The organism is Sphingorhabdus pulchriflava (assembly GCF_003367235.1).
Classification (GTDB): Bacteria; Pseudomonadota; Alphaproteobacteria; order Sphingomonadales; family Sphingomonadaceae; genus Sphingorhabdus_B; species Sphingorhabdus_B pulchriflava.
This window is the reverse complement of record NZ_QRGP01000001.1, coordinates 372,831-390,202: the sequence shown is the minus strand read 5'-3', so window position 1 is coordinate 390,202 and position 17,372 is coordinate 372,831. Positions and strand designations below refer to the sequence as shown.

The 17,372-nt window shown below is 59.0% G+C and carries 18 protein-coding genes and 1 tRNA gene; 5 read left to right on the top strand and 14 right to left on the bottom strand.

Going from position 1 to position 17,372, the window contains the following annotated elements; genetic code table 11:
* The 5 genes from DXH95_RS01975 to DXH95_RS01955 form a co-directional block, all read right to left on the bottom strand.
* The gene (locus DXH95_RS01975; protein WP_115547784.1) at nucleotides 1-1,272 is read right to left on the bottom strand and encodes a cytochrome P450; all 1,272 of its coding nucleotides are present in this window, start codon (nucleotides 1,270-1,272) and stop codon (nucleotides 1-3) included.
* 22 nt (nucleotides 1,273-1,294) lie between these two features.
* Nucleotides 1,295-2,806, bottom strand: coding sequence for a flavin-containing monooxygenase (locus tag DXH95_RS01970; protein ID WP_115547783.1), 1,512 nt, complete (start codon nucleotides 2,804-2,806; stop codon nucleotides 1,295-1,297).
* 76 nt (nucleotides 2,807-2,882) lie between these two features.
* Entirely contained in the window at nucleotides 2,883-3,293 is a 411-nt protein-coding gene (locus DXH95_RS01965; RefSeq protein WP_239016511.1) for a DUF2141 domain-containing protein, read from the bottom strand.
* A complete protein-coding gene (locus DXH95_RS01960) occupies nucleotides 3,253-3,999 on the bottom strand; it encodes a sterol desaturase family protein (RefSeq protein WP_115547781.1) in 747 nt (248 codons plus the stop codon). Before DXH95_RS01960 ends, DXH95_RS01965 begins: the two co-directional genes overlap by 41 nt.
* Nucleotides 3,996-4,676 (bottom strand): energy transducer TonB, encoded by a 681-nt coding sequence (locus tag DXH95_RS01955; RefSeq protein ID WP_181883534.1) that lies wholly within the window; start codon nucleotides 4,674-4,676, stop codon nucleotides 3,996-3,998. Before DXH95_RS01955 ends, DXH95_RS01960 begins: the two co-directional genes overlap by 4 nt.
* A 115-nt stretch (nucleotides 4,677-4,791) precedes the next feature.
* On the opposite strand from DXH95_RS01955, the gene crtY reads away from it, so the two are divergent.
* From crtY to DXH95_RS01930, 5 genes are all read left to right on the top strand, one after another.
* Nucleotides 4,792-5,973 (top strand): lycopene beta-cyclase CrtY, encoded by a 1,182-nt coding sequence (crtY, locus tag DXH95_RS01950; protein WP_338061695.1) that lies wholly within the window; start codon nucleotides 4,792-4,794, stop codon nucleotides 5,971-5,973.
* Nucleotides 5,970-7,451, top strand: coding sequence for a phytoene desaturase (locus tag DXH95_RS01945; RefSeq protein ID WP_115547779.1), 1,482 nt, complete (start codon nucleotides 5,970-5,972; stop codon nucleotides 7,449-7,451). The genes crtY and DXH95_RS01945 overlap by 4 nt, the downstream gene beginning before the upstream one ends.
* The gene (locus tag DXH95_RS01940) at nucleotides 7,448-8,029 is read left to right on the top strand and encodes an LOG family protein (RefSeq protein WP_115547778.1); all 582 of its coding nucleotides are present in this window, start codon (nucleotides 7,448-7,450) and stop codon (nucleotides 8,027-8,029) included. The genes DXH95_RS01945 and DXH95_RS01940 overlap by 4 nt, the downstream gene beginning before the upstream one ends.
* Nucleotides 8,026-8,952, top strand: a complete 927-nt coding sequence (locus DXH95_RS01935; protein ID WP_115547777.1) for a phytoene/squalene synthase family protein — start codon at nucleotides 8,026-8,028, stop codon at nucleotides 8,950-8,952. Before DXH95_RS01940 ends, DXH95_RS01935 begins: the two co-directional genes overlap by 4 nt.
* 95 nt (nucleotides 8,953-9,047) lie before the next feature.
* Nucleotides 9,048-9,338, top strand: coding sequence for a GIY-YIG nuclease family protein (locus DXH95_RS01930; RefSeq protein WP_115549344.1), 291 nt, complete (start codon nucleotides 9,048-9,050; stop codon nucleotides 9,336-9,338).
* A gap of 57 nt (nucleotides 9,339-9,395) precedes the next feature.
* Here DXH95_RS01930 and DXH95_RS01925 read toward each other — a convergent pair whose 3' ends face one another.
* From DXH95_RS01925 to ppdK, 9 genes are all read right to left on the bottom strand, one after another.
* Nucleotides 9,396-10,181 (bottom strand): 3'(2'),5'-bisphosphate nucleotidase CysQ, encoded by a 786-nt coding sequence (locus DXH95_RS01925; RefSeq protein WP_115547776.1) that lies wholly within the window; start codon nucleotides 10,179-10,181, stop codon nucleotides 9,396-9,398.
* Nucleotides 10,174-11,520 carry a TldD/PmbA family protein gene (locus DXH95_RS01920; RefSeq protein ID WP_115547775.1) on the bottom strand — a complete coding sequence of 449 codons (1,347 nt, stop codon included), beginning with the start codon at nucleotides 11,518-11,520 and terminating at the stop codon, nucleotides 10,174-10,176. Before DXH95_RS01920 ends, DXH95_RS01925 begins: the two co-directional genes overlap by 8 nt.
* Before the next feature lie 42 nt (nucleotides 11,521-11,562).
* Nucleotides 11,563-11,862: a hypothetical protein gene (locus DXH95_RS01915; RefSeq protein WP_147291662.1), complete on the bottom strand. Its 300-nt coding sequence runs from the start codon at nucleotides 11,860-11,862 to the stop codon at nucleotides 11,563-11,565.
* A gap of 136 nt (nucleotides 11,863-11,998) precedes the next feature.
* On the bottom strand, nucleotides 11,999-12,637 hold the full coding sequence (gene queE / locus DXH95_RS01910) for a 7-carboxy-7-deazaguanine synthase (protein ID WP_115547773.1): 639 nt from the start codon (nucleotides 12,635-12,637) through the stop codon (nucleotides 11,999-12,001).
* On the bottom strand, nucleotides 12,634-13,317 hold the full coding sequence (gene queC / locus DXH95_RS01905) for a 7-cyano-7-deazaguanine synthase QueC (protein ID WP_115547772.1): 684 nt from the start codon (nucleotides 13,315-13,317) through the stop codon (nucleotides 12,634-12,636). Before queC ends, queE begins: the two co-directional genes overlap by 4 nt.
* 35 nt (nucleotides 13,318-13,352) lie before the next feature.
* Nucleotides 13,353-13,429, bottom strand: a tRNA-Arg gene (locus DXH95_RS01900).
* 54 nt (nucleotides 13,430-13,483) lie between these two features.
* Entirely contained in the window at nucleotides 13,484-14,035 is a 552-nt protein-coding gene (locus tag DXH95_RS01895) for a DUF1254 domain-containing protein (RefSeq protein ID WP_115547771.1), read from the bottom strand.
* Nucleotides 14,032-14,607, bottom strand: a complete 576-nt coding sequence (locus DXH95_RS01890; RefSeq protein WP_115547770.1) for a DUF1214 domain-containing protein — start codon at nucleotides 14,605-14,607, stop codon at nucleotides 14,032-14,034. The genes DXH95_RS01895 and DXH95_RS01890 overlap by 4 nt, the downstream gene beginning before the upstream one ends.
* A gap of 35 nt (nucleotides 14,608-14,642) precedes the next feature.
* Nucleotides 14,643-17,294, bottom strand: coding sequence for a pyruvate, phosphate dikinase (gene ppdK, locus DXH95_RS01885; protein ID WP_115549343.1), 2,652 nt, complete (start codon nucleotides 17,292-17,294; stop codon nucleotides 14,643-14,645).
* Between the last annotated feature and the right edge of the window lie 78 nt (nucleotides 17,295-17,372).

Genomic DNA, 17,372 nt, shown 5'->3' with positions numbered 1-17,372 from the left:
TCAGTTCAGCGTGAAGCGGATGGGCACATGCTTTGGCCCGCAGACGAAATTGGAAATCGTCCGTTGCGGCGTGCCCGCCAGTTCGATGGATTTCAAATGCGGGAACAATTCTTCCCACAGTATCCGCATTTCCATGCGCGCAAGATGCTGGCCAAGACAGACATGCGCGCCATAGCCAAAGGCGATCTGGCGATTGGGTTCACGGTCAATGCGATAGTCGAACGGGTCGTCGAAAACCGCCTCGTCGCGGTTGGCCGATTGATAGGACAGCATCATCCAGTCCCCCGCCTTGATTTTCTGCCCCGACACTTCGGCATCCTGCGTCGCGCTGCGCATGAAATGCTTCACCGGAACGACCCAGCGGATCGATTCCTCGACAAACGCATTCACCTTGCCTGGATCGGCCTTCAACTGTTCAAACAGCAGCGGGCGTTCGGCCAATGCCCACATGGCACCTGCCGTGGTGTTTGAGGTGGTGTCGTGCCCGGCGGTGGCGGCGATAATATAATAGCCCATCAGCTGGCGGCGGTTGAGATATTCGCCATTGACCTTGGCATTGGCGATCAGGCTGTTGACCTGATCGGTCGGATTTGCGCGGAACTTCTCGGTCATCACGCCGAAATAGGCTTCCAGATCCTCCATCGTCCGGCGCAGGCCATCGAGGGCCTCGGCGGGGTTCACTTCCTTCCGGTCGCGGTTGAGCTCCGGGTCAGCGCTGCTGAACAGTTCCTGTGTCAGTTTGAGCATGAAGGGCTCATCCTCTTGCGGAACGCCCAGCACCGTCATGATAACCCGCAGCGGATAGAGGAATGCCACGTCGGTTGCGAAATCGCATTCGGGCGCTTTAGCCAGCATTTCAGCGACGAATGTCTTGGCAATCTTGCGGATGTCGTCTTCCAGCCCGCGCAACGCCTTGGGGGTCACCGACGGAAAGACGACAGCGCGCAAATCCTTATGCTCCTGCCCGTCAAGCGAGACGAGGCTGCGCACCAGATTGGGTTCGCCCCCGGTGATGAAGCGCACCATCGGCTCCATTTCCTTCAAAGTCAGGAAGGTCGATTTGTCGCCATTGTGGAAAATGTCCGGCTGCTTTTCGACCGTCATGATATCGGCATGGCGGCTGACCACCCAGAAAGGTTCCATCCCCTCCGGCTCGGCAACCGCAAGCGGCATTTCGGCGCGGATAGTACGGAACGCTTCATCGACCGGATCACCCGCCGCATAAGCGCGCGAATCCACAATGGTCTGGGCGAGATTTGCTGGAATTTGCATATTTCTGGTCCTGTCCGGAGTGTCAGCTATATTTGAATTCGGCGCCGGTTAAGTCGGTTGCCGGGATCTGGTCTTTTTCGGCCCAATAATCCTGGTTGTGCCGCCATTCGGGTTTGTCCCCGCGCCTGGGCATTTTATCGAGCCCGCGCATCAAATAGCCCGGATTGAAATTGTCCTCTTCGATCCAAGGCGCCAGTGGCATCCCTGCATCTTCCGGACGCAACTGCACATCGACCCGTTTGGCACCGACCTTGTCCATATGGTTGAGCAAATTGCAGACAAAATCGCCCATCATATCGACGCGCAATGTCCAACTGGCGCGGAAATAGCCCATCACCCACGCCATGTTCGGAACACCGGTGAACATCATCCCGCGATAGGTGACGGTGTCGCTCCAGTTGACGGGCTTGCCATCAACGCTGAATGGGATGTCGCCCATGACCGATAGGCGGAAACCGGTGGCGGCGACGATGATATCGGCCTCGATTTCTTCGCCTGAACTTGTGCGCACACCCTTTTCAGTGAAGCGGTCGATCGTGTCGGTCACCACTGTCACCTTGCCCTCGACGGCGGCACGGAACACGTCACCATTGGGGCAGAAGGCCAGCCGCTGTTGCCACACGCGATATTTGGGCGTGAAATGCGGTTCAAATTCGAAATCGGGTTTGCCGGTAAAGGCGCGGACCAGCTCTTTCAATTCTTCGAACACCACTTCCGGCTCGGTCTGGCAACGCTTGGTCATCATGTCCTGATCGTACATGATCTGCGCGCGCACGACGCGGTGGATGGTCGGCTCATCAATGCCGATTTCGCGCAACCGGTCAGCCAGTTCATTCTTGTTTTCACTGCAGAAGAAGTAGGTCGGGGAACGTTGCAGCATAGTCACATGCGCTGCCTTTTCGGCAAAGGCGGGGACAACGGTGGCGGCAGTCGCGCCCGATCCGATTACCAAAATGCGCTTGCCGGCATAGTCGGTTTTCGGGTCCCACAGCTGGGCATGGACGAATTGCCCCTTGTAGTCGCTCAGTCCTTCCCAATCAGGGATGTACGGCTTTTCATGGTCGTAATAGCCTTGGCACATCCAGAGGAAGTTGCAGGTGAACGTCGCTTTAGATCCGTCGGCGAGCCGGATAGCCTCAATCGTCCAGCGATTGTCGGCGCTCGACCATTTGCAAGCGGTGATGCGATGGCCATAGCGGATGTTCGGGCCGATATGGTTCTCTTCAATCACCTCGCCCATATATTTCAGGATTTCGTCCGCGCTCGCAATCGGCGCACCGACCCAGGGTTTGAAGCGATAGCCGAAGGTGTACAGATCGGAGTCGGAACGGACGCCGGGATATTTGTGCGTTTCCCAAGTGCCGCCAAATGTGTCCTTCATCTCAAGGACAACATAGCTTTTGCCCGAACATTGCTGTTGCAAGTGATAGGCTGAGCCTATCCCGGAAATCCCGGCACCTGCGATCAGGACATCAAAATGTTCTGCATTCGCGGCGGCACCATCCGAATCGTTGCGTTCCAGTGTATCCAGCATCTTCTATCTCCTCTGCTGAGGGAGATAATTGCTGGTCGGTTGCAAGTTGCAATTGACCAAAATCAAAAAGTGAAAGTTAGAGCATATATTTCATTTTAACGGTCTGCGTCGCTGAGCCCTTTAGAGCGAAAGCCGCCGAAGCAAATTTGGGCGGTCCAAAGGCGATCTTGGGATTGCGCGAGAACCCGAAACCCTCTTTCGGAATCGCGAGCGTCGTGTCGAGCTTGTCATTGGCATTTTCATCATGGACCAGCGACAGCGCATAGGTGCCATCGGCCAAGCCAGAGAAGCTAATCGATCCGGCTGCCGAAGCCCGCACCGTGCGCTTGTGCGCCGCCGGGTCCTTCGAACAATCGGGAAAGGCCTTTGCATTGGCCGTCAGGCAGACAAGCACATTACCCTTTTGATTGCGCAATCCGGTGACGGAAACGGTCAGTGTCGCGTCGTCAGCTGCTTTTGCCGCGCCCTGCCCCGCCAAAATCGCCAAGGCCAAGATCGGTCCCGCAAAAACGGTCCCAGAAACGGAAGTAGAGCCCATAATTTCCCTTATACGCATCGTGATGCTTTTGATGATGCGTCGCCGTTATCAGCCAGCGACCCAATGGTCCATTAACAAGACTGCGCGGGAATAGTTCCCAGCCCATATGGTTGGTGATGCCCATCAGCGTCATTACGAACAGCACAAACCCTAAGGCTCCGGCATGGATAGGGATCACGAAAACCAGCGCGGGGATAACAACAGCGCCTGTCACTGCTTCCCAAGGATGGAAACTCATCGCGGCCCAGGCAGTCGGTGGGCGGCTTTCGTGATGCACGGCATGCGCGACCCGAAACAGCCTCGGCCAGTGCATCCAGCGGTGCGTCCAGTAGAACCAGGTGTCATGCGCGGCGAGGAACAGGAAAACCGACAGCGGAAGATACCAGAGCGGATAGTCGCCAAAATCGGTGTAGATCTGCGTCCAGCCCCGGTTCTGCCAGCCCCAGGCGACGATACCAGCCGGAACGCCATATATCCCGGCGGACAGCAAGGACCAGTAAACCTCCCGCTTCATTTGCGGGCCGAGCTTCGCATAAAGCCCTGGACGGACCTGTCCCGTTAACCATGCGAAAAAACCGCTGGTTGCCAGATAGCGGACACCGACAATCAGCGTCATAGCAAGCGCGGAACCGATAGCCGCAATCGCTAGTGTCATTGTTCCTTCCAGGTCACATTGCCGCGATAACGGCCAGCGGACGCAAACCCGTTTGGACCCTTGGCAGGTGTGAAGCGTGCGCGTTTCATGAAGGCATTGCAGGTCGCTTTATCGAGCGCTTCCTTGCCCGACGAAACGGTGACCATGCAGTTTTGTGGGCGTCCGTCTGCGGCGACGACCATTTCGAACCGGGTCGTTCCCTCTGCCTTAACCCCGTTCGGATAGTCGGCAGATGTGATGATGGATGCTGCATTTTTCAGCGACGAGGCCAAAAGCAACGGTAAATTGGCGGTTCCGGTCGGATCACAACTACCCACGCCACCCGGCTTCATAACGATAACAGCGGGTGCGCGGCAGGCTAGGATGTTTAGCGACTGCAGCGGCGCATAACTGCCCGGCAGTTCCGCGCGTGCCGCCACGGTCAAAGTCTGCCAGCCAATATCGCGGGCGCAATTTCCGCTCCCAACGGAGTCAGCGCAAACCGCGACGGACAAAGGCTCTGCGCAGTCATTGACGAGTCTAAACGCGGTATCACCTTCCCGCCGGAATGTGACACATTGTTCGCCAGCATAGGCGGAAACCGCGGCTGTTTGGGCCTGTGCCGGTCGCGCACCGCCCATGAATGAAGCCAGCACCAGCAATATCGCCGAGCAGATAAGATGGAGAGCATACTGCATGCCTGCATGCATAAATCCGCGCGGCGACGATGTCCACGCTTTGACAGCGCACATCTCCACAACTTCTTTGTCACAGCTTCTTGCACACCATCGCCGCTGCGCTAGGGCCTTCTACATGCCCATGGCTGCCCCAACCCCTATCAAATGCGACCTTGCCGTTGTCGGCGGCGGCCTTGCCGGTGGGCTGATCGCGCTCGCGGTTGCGCGGCAGCGGCCCGAGCTCAAGATCGTGCTGGTCGAGCAAGAGCAGCATTTCGGCGGCAACCATATCTGGAGTTTCTTCGCCAGTGACATCGCGCCCGAGCACCGCTGGCTGACCGCACCGCTCGTAACCTATGGCTGGTCGGGCTATGATGTGCATTTCCCGGCGCATAGCCGCAGCCTCGACAATATCTATTACACCATCGAGTCCGAGCGGCTCGATTGGCTGTTGCGGCATAATCTACCGGCATCGTCGCTGCTGGCCGGACGCACGGTTAAGGCGGTCAGCCCCCGACTTGTCGTGCTCGATGGGGCGCAGCGCATAAATGCCGGTGGCGTCATCGACGCGCGCGGGGTGGCGGACTATCATCATCTCGATTGCGGCTGGCAGAAATTCACTGGTCAGTTGATGCAGCTTTCCGAACCGCATGATCTGACGCGGCCGATCGTGATGGATGCTACGGTCGAACAATATGACGGCTATCGCTTCGTCTATGTCCTGCCTTTCGGCATGGATAAGGTGTTCGTCGAGGACACTTATTATAGCGACAAGCCAGACCTGGACCGTCGCGTCATGGCGCAAAGGATCGCCGCTTATGCCGATGGCAAGGGCTGGCAGGTGGAACGGGTATTGCGCGAAGAAACAGGCGTGTTGCCGGTCGTCATGGGCGGCGACCTAGAAAATTACTGGGCGAGCGGCAGCGGGCGGACAGCCAAGGCCGGGGCGCGCGGCGCGTTCCTCCACCCGGTCACCAGCTACTCGCTGCCCGATGCTGTGCGTAATGCGATCTATATTTCAGAGCTTCCCGATTACGACGGCGACCGATTGAACATGCTGATGCGGCAGCGCGCGCAGGAGCATTGGAAGAGCGGCAATTTCTATCGCATTCTCAACCGGATGCTCTTTCGCGCATCGGAACCCAGCGAGCGGTACAAGATACTCGAACGCTTCTACAGGCTTAAGCCCGGATTGATCGAACGCTTCTATGCCGGGCAAAGCACAAGCGGCGACAAAGCGCGCATTCTCTCTGGTAAACCCCCGGTCCCCATCGGTAAGGCGTTACAAGCAATTCGGGCACGGAAGAAAAAAAGATGAAATCAGCCGTTGTCATCGGTTCGGGCTTCGGCGGACTGGCGCTCGCCATCCGTTTGCAGGCGGCGGGAATCAAAACGACCATCATCGAGGCTCGCGACAAGCCAGGTGGGCGGGCTTATTATTGGGAGCGTGACGGCTTCATCTTCGATGGCGGCCCGACGGTCATCACCGATCCGCCCTGCCTGACCCAGCTCTGGGCGTTGACCGGGCATGACATGGCCGACGATGTCGAACTGATGCCCGTCATGCCTTTTTACCGGCTCAACTGGGCAGACGGCACCAATTTCGATTATTCGAACGATGACGCCAAGCTGCGCGCCGAAATCGAAAAGCTGAATCCCGAGGATGTCGCAGGCTATGCGAAGTTCCTTGAATATAGCGCTGGTGTGCATGACGAAGGCTATGTCAAACTCGGCACCAAGGCGTTTCTCGATTTCGCCTCGATGATCAAGGCGGCACCCGCGCTCGCCAAATATCAGGCATGGCGCAGCGTCTATTCGATGGTTTCTTCCTTTGTGAAGAATGAGAAGCTGCGCGAGGCGCTGTCTTTTCACACCTTGCTGGTCGGCGGAAATCCGATGAAGACCAGTGCGATTTATGCATTGATCCACAAGCTGGAGAAGGACGGCGGCGTGTGGTTCGCGAAGGGTGGCACCAACCGGCTGATCGCAGCAATGGTGACACAGTTCGAGCGCATCGGCGGCACATTGATATTGGGAGATCCCGTCGAACGGATCGAAACGCAAGGCGAGCGTACCACGGGGATCGTTACACAGTCCGGTTTTCGCGTGGAGTGCGATGCCGTCGCCACCAATGGCGACATCATGCACAGTTACCGCGACCTGCTCGGCCACCATCCACGCGGGACCAAGGCAGCGGCGAGCCTGTCACGCAAGAAATTCTCACCCAGCCTGTTCGTCGTCCATTTCGGCATCAAGGGCACATGGCCCGGCATCCCGCACCACATGATCCTGTTCGGGCCGCGCTACAAAGGGCTGCTCGACGACATCTACACCCATGGCGTTCTACCGCAGGATTTCTCGCTCTATCTGCATCACCCGACGGTCAGTGATCCGTCGATGGCGCCCGAGGGCTGCTCGACCTTCTATGCGCTCGCGCCAGTCGCGCATCAGGGCAAGCTGCCGATCGATTGGGAAGAAATGGGGCCGGTCTTTGAAAAGCGCATTCTCGACGAAGTGGGCCGCCGCTTGATCCCAGACATCCACGACCGTATCGTCACCAAATTCCACTACACCCCAGCCGATTTCGGCACCGACCTCAACGCGCATCTGGGCAGCGCCTTCAGCCTCGAGCCGATCTTGACCCAAAGCGCATGGTTCCGCGTGCACAACCGCGACGATGTGCTTTCCAATCTTTACTTTGTCGGCGCAGGGACGCATCCGGGGGCTGGTATTCCGGGTGTAGTGGGCAGTGCCAAGGCCACCGCCGAATTGATGATACAGGATTTGAAGCATTGAAACGTCTTGCCGTCTATTGCGGTTCAGCCACCCCGGCCGACCCAGTTTATATTGAATGCGCACGGATGGTTGGCCGCGAATTGGCTCAGCGCGGAATCGGCTTGGTCTATGGCGGGGGTCGGCTTGGCCTCATGGGCGCTGTGGCTGACGCAACGCTGGAAGCGGGTGGCGAAGTTATCGGCGTCATCCCCGAAGCATTGGTCGGCAGCGAAGTCGCGCATCGCGGCTGCACCGAACTGCATGTTGTTCCCGGCATGCACGAACGCAAGCGCATGTTTACCGACCTGTCGGATGGCTTCATCACCATCCCCGGTGGCGTCGGCACGATGGACGAATTGTGGGAGGCGATAAGCTGGGCCCAACTCGGCTATCATGAAAAGCCGGTCGGGCTCCTCAACGTTGCAGGCTTTTACGACCAATTGGTGGCGTTCAACCGGCACATGGTCGATGTCGGCTTCATCCGTCCACAACATGCGGGCATCATGATTGTCGATGAAACTATGGAAGGCTTGCTCGCAAAAATGGCGAGCTATGAACCGCACAAAAGCATCTTCCAGATGAAGGCCGAGGATTTGTGAGCGAACGGGCGGCTCTCGTCGCCTATGCCCGCGACAGCATCGCTCGCGGTTCCAAATCCTTTGCCGCCGCCAGCAAGCTGTTTGACCGCACCACTAGAGAGCGTGTCTGGCTGCTCTACGCCTGGTGCCGTAAATGCGACGATATGGCCGACGGGCAGGATCATGGCGGAGAGATGGAAGCGATTGCCGATCCGGCTGCCCGGTTGCAATCGATCCGCGAACTGACGGCCCAAGCGTTGAATGGCGAAACTACCGGCGATCCGGCCTTCGATTGCCTGGGCGTCGTCGCACGCGAATGCGGCCTTACCCAGAAAATGGCCGATGATGTGATCGAAGGCTTCGCGCTCGATACCATCGGTTGGCAGCCTCGCCACGAAATCGATCTTTACCGTTATTGTTTCCATGTCGCCGGCGCGGTTGGGGTAATGATGGCCGTGGTCATGGGCGTATCACCTGATGATGAAGAAACACTAGACCGCGCCTGTGATCTTGGCCTTGCCTTCCAGCTTGCCAATATCGCGCGCGACATTGCCGAGGATGGCCGGGCAGGCCGTTGCTACATCCCGGATGATTGGCTGGCCCAGCTCGACCTCGAACCCGGCGAGCATCTGCGCCCGCACAACCGCAAAAAACTGGCTCTTATTGGCCGCTGGCTGGCCGATGAGGCAGGGCAATATGAGGCCTCGGCCCGCATTGGTGCCGCACGCCTGCCCTTCCGCGCCCGCTGGGCGGTGCTGTCCGCAGCGGGCATTTATGGCGACATTGCCCGCAAGGTACGCATCGCAGGCGAGCATGCCTGGGACGGACGGATTTTCACCTCTCGCGGTGAAAAGTTACGCTGGGTGGTTAAGGCTTTTGGCGATGCAATTACAAACCAGCCTGCTCCCATCGATCGCGAAGGGCTGTGGACGCGGACAAAATAGTCGTCGCCCCTGCGAAGGCAGGGGCCGCTTGAAGTTTAATCCAACACCGCTACCATCGCACCATCTCAACCAGGGTGGTGATCTGGAGAGAGGCCATGCGCGGTGGCCATATTTACCTGATGACGAACAAGCCCTTTGGCGTGCTCTACATAGGCGTCACTGCTGATTTGTCAGCACGGGTGAACGCACATAAAAGAGGCGAAGGATCAGTCTTTTGCAAACGCTGGGGCCTAGACCGATTGGTCTGGATGGAGCCGCATAGAGACATTGACCAAGCGATTAAACGCGAAAAGCAGTTGAAGCGATGGAAACGGGCGTGGAAGTTGCGAATGATTGTTGAGGCTAATCCGAACTGGGATGACCTTTATCTGGGACTGAATGGATGAATGTAGGTCGGGTAGCTTAAACATCCAGCGGCCCCTGCCTTCGCAGGGGCGACGAAGTTAGCCCCCCAAAATCGCCCGGGCCCGATCCTGCAACCTTTCAACCGCCGCCCCATGTATCCCCGGCGCACAACAGATCAGCCCGAAGTCCATCGGCTCGCGCTTGTTATAACGGATCGGTTCACCCGTCGCACTGGTGACCACAGCCCCCGCTTCCTCGGCAATCAGATGCGCCGCCGCGATGTCCCATTCATGCCCCCAGCGCAGCGTCGCGACTAGGTCTGCCCGGTCGCACGCCACCATCGTCATCCGCATTGCGATGCTGTTCGGCTTATGCACCATTTCCAGATCGCGGTCGGCCTTGGGCAGAGCATCGGTCGGCACGCGCGCACCTACAAATTCCTCTCTGCTGCTGGCAAATAATCGCTTGCCATTGCAGGTCGTCCCTTCACCTTTGTGCGCAACCCACAACTGTTTGGTCACAGGCGCATACATCGCTGCAAAGACGGCCTCGCTACCTTCGACCAAGGCGACCGACACACACCAGCCGCTCCGCCCGCGAATAAAATCGCGTGTGCCGTCGATCGGATCGACCAGCCATTGGCGCGACATCGACAGGCGGTCGGGATGATCGACGGTTTCTTCGGACAACCAGCCGATATTGGGGGCGAGGTCGCCCAGCCGCTGTTTGAGCAACGCATCGACCGCAAGGTCCGTCTCGCTTACCGGATGGCCCTTGCTCTTTTCCCAGACACCGGTGGCAGGGGCCGCCCCTTCACGCCATGCCGCGAGCGCGAGGTCACCCGCCTCACGGACGGCGATTATCGCAGCATCGCGATCAGGCACTCGCCACCATCATGCCGTCGATGCGCAAAGTCGGCACATTGGTCGAGCGGATGAATTCAAGATCGTTGGCGGGCGTCAGCGCGCGGAACATGTCTTTCAGATTTCCGGCAATGGTGAATTCGCTGACCGGGCCGGTGATTTCACCCTTTTCGATCAGGAAACCGGCGGCACCTCGGCTGTAGTCGCCGGTCACAATATTCACGCCCTGCCCTGATAATTCATGCACATAAACGCCATAATCAATATCAGAAATCAGATCGGCTACAGACATGGTGCCGCCTTCGAGGTGCAGGTTCGACGGGCTGGTACCGGGCGCGCCACTACCGCCGCGGCTGGCATGGCCAGTGGGTTTAAGGCCGAGTTGGCGCGCAGCGGCACTTTCCATCATCCAACCGGTGAGTACACCCTTGTCGATGACTGCGGTACGCGCCGTCGGCAGCCCCTCTCCATCAAACGCCCTGCTGCCGAGGCCGCGCGGGCGCAACGGATCGTCAATGATACTGATCGCGCTGTCGAACAACGCGTCACCAAGTGCTTCGAGCAAGAAGCTTGTCTTGCGCGCAATCATGCTGCCACCAATCGCGCCCATCAGATGCCCGACCAGCGAACCACCAATGCGCGGATCGAAGACGACGGGTAAGGTCCCGCTCTTGATCGCGCCGGGATTGACACGGCGCACCGCGCGCTCCCCTGCCCGCTTGCCGATGGCTTCAGCACTGTCGAGGTCGACGCGGTGGCGCGCCGAGCGCCAGTCATAGTCGCGCTCCTTGGCATCGCCTTCACCTGCAAGGACGCTGGCCGAAACACCATAGCCCGATGCATGATTGGCTCCGGCAAAGCCATGGCTGGTGGCGAGCGCAAAAATCGAACGCCCCGCACTGGCACCAGCACCCTCGCTATTGGTCACGCCCATGACCGCACGCGCCGCATCTTCGCAAGCAAGGGCTATTTCGCGCAAAGATTGCGGATCGGGATCAAGTCCGTCGTCGCTTTGAACATCTGGGATGGCGCCCTTCAGCAGCATGTCTTGCGGGGCCAGCCCTGCATAGGGATCTTCGGGAGCCTCACGCGCCATATCCAGTGCACGAGTAACAAGCCCCTTCAGTACCTCGGGGTTCATGCTCGAAGAGGAAATGGTGGCCGACCGCTGTCCGAGGAAAACGCGTAGACCGATCTCCTCACCTTCTGACCGCACGACATCTTCGAGCGCGCCCAGACGAACCTGGACTTCGGTAGAGGCATCGCAGTGATAGACGGCATCGGCGGCGTCAGCGCCTGCCTTTTTGGCTTGTTCGACGAGATTTACAGCGCGATCGAGCGCTTCATTGGGTGTCAGCATCCATCCCGCTTAGGCGCGGGCGGGAATAGCGTCAATTGTGGCTTAAAATGCTGTTGAACAGAGTTTGAAGAAAAGCATCAGAACAACCGGGATGCCGATTGCCCCAATCCACAATTTCGCCTCGTCGAATTTCAACTGGCCTTCCAGTTCGCCAGAGCCATTTGCATCCAGTGATTGCCAGCGGCGTTCAATATTGCGGCATACGGGAATGACTGCAGCAACCAGCGCAACAAGCGCCAGATAGGGCCATATGGCCATGCCCTTGGTTTCAAGTTCGGGGGAGACAATGAAGATCAGGAGAAGCGTATAAACGACCAGCGCATAGGCAATGTGGGTACTCATGCGTTTCGCACAGCTAAAACGAGAACGCGAATGCTGCACCGAGTGCGCTTTGGCCATTACATCTCTCCCCTGTAATCTCTCCGGAGAGAAGATTGTCACCAAAGTGACTTGAAGTCAAAGGGGTTTACCAACCCGGTCAGGGCAGACCTAACAGCTTGTGATTCTGGAGAGAAAGTCGCCATTTCGGATGTTGCGTAACAAAATCGATCGCCGATTTGCGGTTCGAATCATTCGCACCCGAATCACCACTGTCCATCGGCTGGATCAGGAAATTGTCGAAGCCCCAGCTTTCCATTGCCAAGGTGTCACTACCAGGCTGTGGCCAGACGAGCTTGAGTTCGTTGCCCTTACGCTGCACCACCTCACTGCCTGCCTTGGGGCTGATGCATACCCAGTCGATGCCTGGATGCACCGGAAGCGTGCCGTTGCTTTCGATTGCGATGGTAAAGCCCTGCGCGTGCAATGCCTCGACTATTGCATCGTCGACCTGCAGCATCGGCTCGCCGCCGGTCATCACGACATAGCGGTGTTCGGTCCCCTCACCCCAAAGCCCGGCCACCTTCGCAGCCAAAGCCTCAGCTTCATACCGCCCGCCATTTTCGCCATCCATGCCGACAAAATCAGTGTCGCAGAACTGGCAAATCGCAGAGGATCGGTCCTCCTCACGACCTGTCCACAAATTGCATCCGGCAAAGCGCAGGAACACCGCCCGTCGTCCGGCGTGTACCCCCTCACCTTGCAAGGTCAGGAAGATTTCCTTGACCGCGTAGCTCATCCGTAAACCGTGGGGTCTGGCAGGCCCGCATCGATAAAGCCCTTGGCGCGCAGGCGGCAGCTGTCACATTTCCCGCAGGCCTTGTTATCGGGCGTCGGATCATAGCAGGTCCAGCTCATCCCCGCATCGAGGCCCAGCCGGTGCGCTTCGCGCGCAATATCGGCCTTGGTCATGTGCTGCAGCGGCGTGTGCACAGTGAAGCGGTCACCTTCTACACCAGCCTTGGTCGCCAGATTTGCCATATCCTCAAAGGCGCGGATGAATTCCGGGCGGCAATCGGGATAGCCCGAATAGTCCAGCGCATTGACTCCTATGAACAGATCACGTGCGCCGCGTGCTTCGGCAAGGCCGAGGCACAGCGAGAGGAAAATCGTGTTGCGCGCGGGCACGTAGGTCACCGGGATAGCGCTTTCGCCAACGCCATCTTTCGGCACGTTAATGTCGGCGGTGAGCGCGGAACCACCAAAGCGGCGCAGGTCGAGCGGCAACACGATGTGCTCGGCAGCTCTTAGATGCGAGGCAATGCGCGCGGCGCTTTCCAGCTCGATCCGGTGGCGCTGGTTATAGTCGATAGTCAGCGCGTGGATCGCATAACCCGCCTCACGGGCCAGCCCGGCAACGACCATCGAGTCGAGACCGCCCGATAACAGGACGACTGCGGATTTGGTGTTTGAGGACATTATTTTGGGGCTACTCTCACACGGGGAGAGGAAAATGGCGCACCCAGAACGATTCGAACGTCCGACCCCCAGATTCGTAGTCTGGTGCTCTATCCAGCTGAGCTATGGGTGCGTGGAGGCGTGCCAATAGGCCCGCGCTCCGGGATTCGCAAGCCCTAATTTACGCTCATTTCTCCAGTAATTTGGCGCTGACGGTGCGGCACTTCGATTTGCGACGTATTGCGTCGATTTGTTCAAACTCGCTTGGATCGGACAGTAAAATGCGGATCAAGGCAATCCCTCTGTCATAACCAAGCTCGACTGCTTCATAACCGGCAGGCGCCTTTTGCCCTTTGCGCAGCAACGCCAATCGCGCCGTTTTGCCGCCTGTATCGCGATCGCTTCGGACGGCGGCGACATCGGTTCGCGCGTCGAAAATGCTGATCGACCAATAGCGCTCGGGAACCGGTTCGACATCGACCAGTACAACCCCCTGCGAAAGGTCGAACACGCAAGATGAATAGACAAGGTCGGGGCTGGGTCGCACAATCGGTTGGCGATCCGCCGTTGCCATAGGGCCAAAAGCGAACACATTGGCGCGGCCATTGCCGTCGGCATTGCCGATCCGTTTCATGGCAGCCGACATCAGCACATAAGGTGTTGCCACCAGCGTGCCTTGCCAGGCGATAGCAGCAGCGGCGAGGCCGGCGAGCAGCGGGAGGAGCCATTTGCGGATCATGCGCAGGTCTCCTTATTGATAGAGGGCAGCTTTGCCTTGGCCGGATCATTGAGCAGCGCGCCTTTCGGATGATAGGTGCGCAGGGTCAGGTCGAACTGCGGCGTACGTCCGGTGGGCAGCCACACGCCATCGGCCTTTTTCGGCGAAACCGTGAACGACCAGTTGCCACCTGCATCACGCACCGGCGCGTTGCCGCCGACTGACCAGCGGTTAGCTGCATTCTTCACCAGCCAGCCCTCGCCCCTATACAGCGTGATGCTCCACCAGCGCGCATCTATTTCACCGCCCTGCACGGTGTAGGTGCAATTGCCCTTCAGCGGTGCGCCGTCGCTGTCGGTTCGTGCCTGGAAATACATCGCCTCCTTCGCGGGCAGCGCCAGCAGCCCGAACAGCGCTACGCGTGCGCGGCTCAGCGCAGTCGCGTCCTTCGTGCCATTATCGGTGTTGGTGCTCCAAGGCCCGTTGGTCACCTGCCGCCCCAGATCGGCACTGCGCACCTGGTGGACTGCGTAAACCGTTCCGCCCGCTAGCCCCAACAGGATGCAGATCGAGTATCGCAACCATGGCTTCATGAAATCTCTCCCTAAAAGAAGAGACTAAACGAAGCTCAAGCCTTGCGCAACGCCGCCTGCGCCGCCGCCAGCCGCGCTATCGGTACGCGGTAGGGTGAGGCCGAGACATAATCGAGACCAGTCTTTTCGCAGAACTCGATCGATGCCGGATCGCCGCCATGTTCACCGCAAATGCCCAGCTTGATGTCAGGACGGGTCTTGCGACCTTTGGTGGCAGCGATTTCGATCAGCTGGCCAACGCCTTCGACATCGAGGCTGACGAACGGATCGCGTGCATAAATGCCTTTATCGACATAGTGGGTCAGGAAGCGCGCGGCATCGTCGCGGGAGACGCCCAACGTGGTCTGCGTCAAATCATTGGTGCCGAAGGAGAAGAAGGCCCCCACCTCGGCTATTTCATCGGCCATCAATGCGGCGCGTGGCAGTTCGATCATCGTGCCGACCAGATAGTCGATGCGTTTGCCCTGTTCGGCGAAGACCGCCTCGGCGGCCTTGTCGACCACCTCTTTCATCAACTCCAGCTCGCGGCGTGTGCCGACCAGCGGGATCATGATTTCGGGAACGGGTGCCACTGCCAGGGAGCAAGCAGCCTCGAAGATGGCCCGCGCCTGCATCTCGTAAATTTCTGGGTAGGTCACACCCAGTCGGCAGCCGCGGTGGCCCAGCATCGGGTTGAATTCGTGCAGCTCGTTCGCGCGCTGCTTGAGCGTTTCGATGCCTACACCCGCAGCCTCGGCAACCTCGGCAAACTCCTCTTCGCGGTGCGGCAGAAATTCGTGCAGCGGCGGGTCGAGCAGGCGGATGGTGACAGGAAGCCCGGCCATCACCTCGAAGATCGCGGCAAAATCCTTGCGCTGTTCGGGCAGCAGCCGGTCGAGCGCGACACGGCGGCCCTTTTCATCATCGGCCAAGATCATCTGGCGCACCGCCGTGATCCGGGCCGCATCGAAGAACATATGTTCGGTACGGCACAGGCCAATGCCTTCCGCGCCGAAATCGCGCGCGGTCTGGGCGTCCAAAGGCGTTTCCGCATTGGCGCGCACCTTCATCCGGCGCGCGGCGTCGGCCCAGACCATCAGCGTGCCGAAGTCGCCCACCAGTTCAGGTTGCAAGGTCGGAACAGCGCCTGCCATCACTTCACCGGTCGAACCGTCGATGGTGATGACATCGCCTTCCTTGAGTTCACGGCCCGAAACCCGCAGCACCTTGGCAGTGTTATCTATGGCGAGACTGCCTGCGCCCGACACGCAAGGGCGGCCCATGCCGCGGGCTACCACGGCGGCGTGGCTGGTCATGCCGCCACGTGCGGTCAAAATGCCTTTGGCGGCGTGCATGCCGTGAATGTCTTCGGGCGATGTTTCGACGCGGACGAGGATCACGCTTTCGCCCATATCGTTGCGGCGCTCGGCGGTATCGGCATCGAACACGATTTGCCCCGAGGCTGCACCCGGCGAAGCAGGCAGTCCCTTGGTCAACACATCGCGCGGTGCATCAGGATCAAGCGTCGGGTGCAGCAACTGGTCGAGCGCCATCGGGTCGACGCGCAGCACCGCTTCTTCCTTGGTGATCAGCCCTTCGGCCGCCATATCGACCGCGATCTTGAGCGCGGCCTTGGCGGTGCGCTTGCCCGAACGGGTCTGCAACATCCACAGCTTGCCGCGCTCGACGGTGAACTCGATATCCTGCATGTCGCGATAATGCCGCTCAAGCGTGTCGAACACGGCTGCCAGCTCGGCATAGGCCTCTGGCATCGCCTCTTCCATACTGAGCGGCTTGGCACCCGCCGCCTCGCGCGCTGCCTTGGTCAGATATTGCGGCGTGCGGATACCGGCGACGACATCCTCACCCTGCGCGTTGATCAGATATTCGCCATAATAGGCGTTCTCACCGGTCGCGGGGTCGCGCGTGAAGGCAACACCCGTCGCCGAGGTGTCGCCCATATTGCCGAACACCATCGCCTGCACATTGACCGCGGTTCCCCAGTCACCGGGGATGGAGTTGAGGCGGCGATAGACCTTGGCGCGATCCGATTCCCAGCTGGCGAACACTGCGCCGACCGCGCCCCAAAGCTGTTCATTCACGTCCTGCGGGAAGGGCTTTCCCCATTCCCCCTCGACCAGCTTTTTATATTCAGCCACCAGTTCAATCAGGTCGTTCGCTTCCAGTTCGGTATCGAGGAAGTAACCGCGATCTTCCTTGGCAATTTCCAGCGCATCCTCGAACGCATGATGATCAAGGCCGAGCACGACATCGGCATACATCTGGATGAAGCGGCGATAGCTATCCCACGCGAAGCGTGCGTCTCCGCTCGAAGCTGCGAGGCCTTCAACGGTCTTGTCATTAAGCCCCAGATTCAGAACGGTATCCATCATACCGGGCATTGAAACCCGCGCGCCCGAACGTACCGAGACGAGCAGCGGGTTGGCGGGGTCGCCAAAGCTTTTGCCGGTAACGCCCTCGATATGCGCGATGCCGTTCGCAACCTGTTCGGCCAGACCGTCGGGAAAGGCTTCGCCATTGGCGTAATAGGCGGTGCAGACCTCGGTCGTGATCGTAAAGCCGGGGGGCACAGGCAGGCCAATCGCGGCCATGCCATCCAGATTGGCACCCTTGCCACCGAGCAAATTCTTGTTGCCCGCACCTTTATCATCAACGTTGCCGCCAAATCGGTAGACATATTGGGTCATCGCGCAGCCGGTTCCTTTTAGGCCATCTGAGATGCGCGCCGTTGTGCAGTGCAGCACGTTAGAGTCAAGCATAGAACA

Coding starts and splice junctions, on each gene's coding strand:
- DXH95_RS01920 (WP_115547775.1), bottom strand. CDS start 11,520: ATGCTGACACCCAATGAAGCGCTCGATCGCGCTGTAAATCTCGTCGAA.
- DXH95_RS01970 (WP_115547783.1), bottom strand. CDS start 2,806: ATGCTGGATACACTGGAACGCAACGATTCGGATGGTGCCGCCGCGAAT.
- DXH95_RS01890 (WP_115547770.1), bottom strand. CDS start 14,607: ATGAAGCCATGGTTGCGATACTCGATCTGCATCCTGTTGGGGCTAGCG.
- DXH95_RS01960 (WP_115547781.1), bottom strand. CDS start 3,999: ATGACACTAGCGATTGCGGCTATCGGTTCCGCGCTTGCTATGACGCTG.
- DXH95_RS01975 (WP_115547784.1), bottom strand. CDS start 1,272: ATGCAAATTCCAGCAAATCTCGCCCAGACCATTGTGGATTCGCGCGCT.
- DXH95_RS01945 (WP_115547779.1), top strand. CDS start 5,970: ATGAAATCAGCCGTTGTCATCGGTTCGGGCTTCGGCGGACTGGCGCTC.
- queE (WP_115547773.1), bottom strand. CDS start 12,637: ATGAGCTACGCGGTCAAGGAAATCTTCCTGACCTTGCAAGGTGAGGGG.
- DXH95_RS01930 (WP_115549344.1), top strand. CDS start 9,048: ATGCGCGGTGGCCATATTTACCTGATGACGAACAAGCCCTTTGGCGTG.
- DXH95_RS01895 (WP_115547771.1), bottom strand. CDS start 14,035: ATGATCCGCAAATGGCTCCTCCCGCTGCTCGCCGGCCTCGCCGCTGCT.
- queC (WP_115547772.1), bottom strand. CDS start 13,317: ATGTCCTCAAACACCAAATCCGCAGTCGTCCTGTTATCGGGCGGTCTC.
- DXH95_RS01955 (WP_181883534.1), bottom strand. CDS start 4,676: ATGCAGTATGCTCTCCATCTTATCTGCTCGGCGATATTGCTGGTGCTG.
- crtY (WP_338061695.1), top strand. CDS start 4,792: ATGCCCATGGCTGCCCCAACCCCTATCAAATGCGACCTTGCCGTTGTC.
- ppdK (WP_115549343.1), bottom strand. CDS start 17,294: ATGACCCAATATGTCTACCGATTTGGCGGCAACGTTGATGATAAAGGT.
- DXH95_RS01915 (WP_147291662.1), bottom strand. CDS start 11,862: ATGAGTACCCACATTGCCTATGCGCTGGTCGTTTATACGCTTCTCCTG.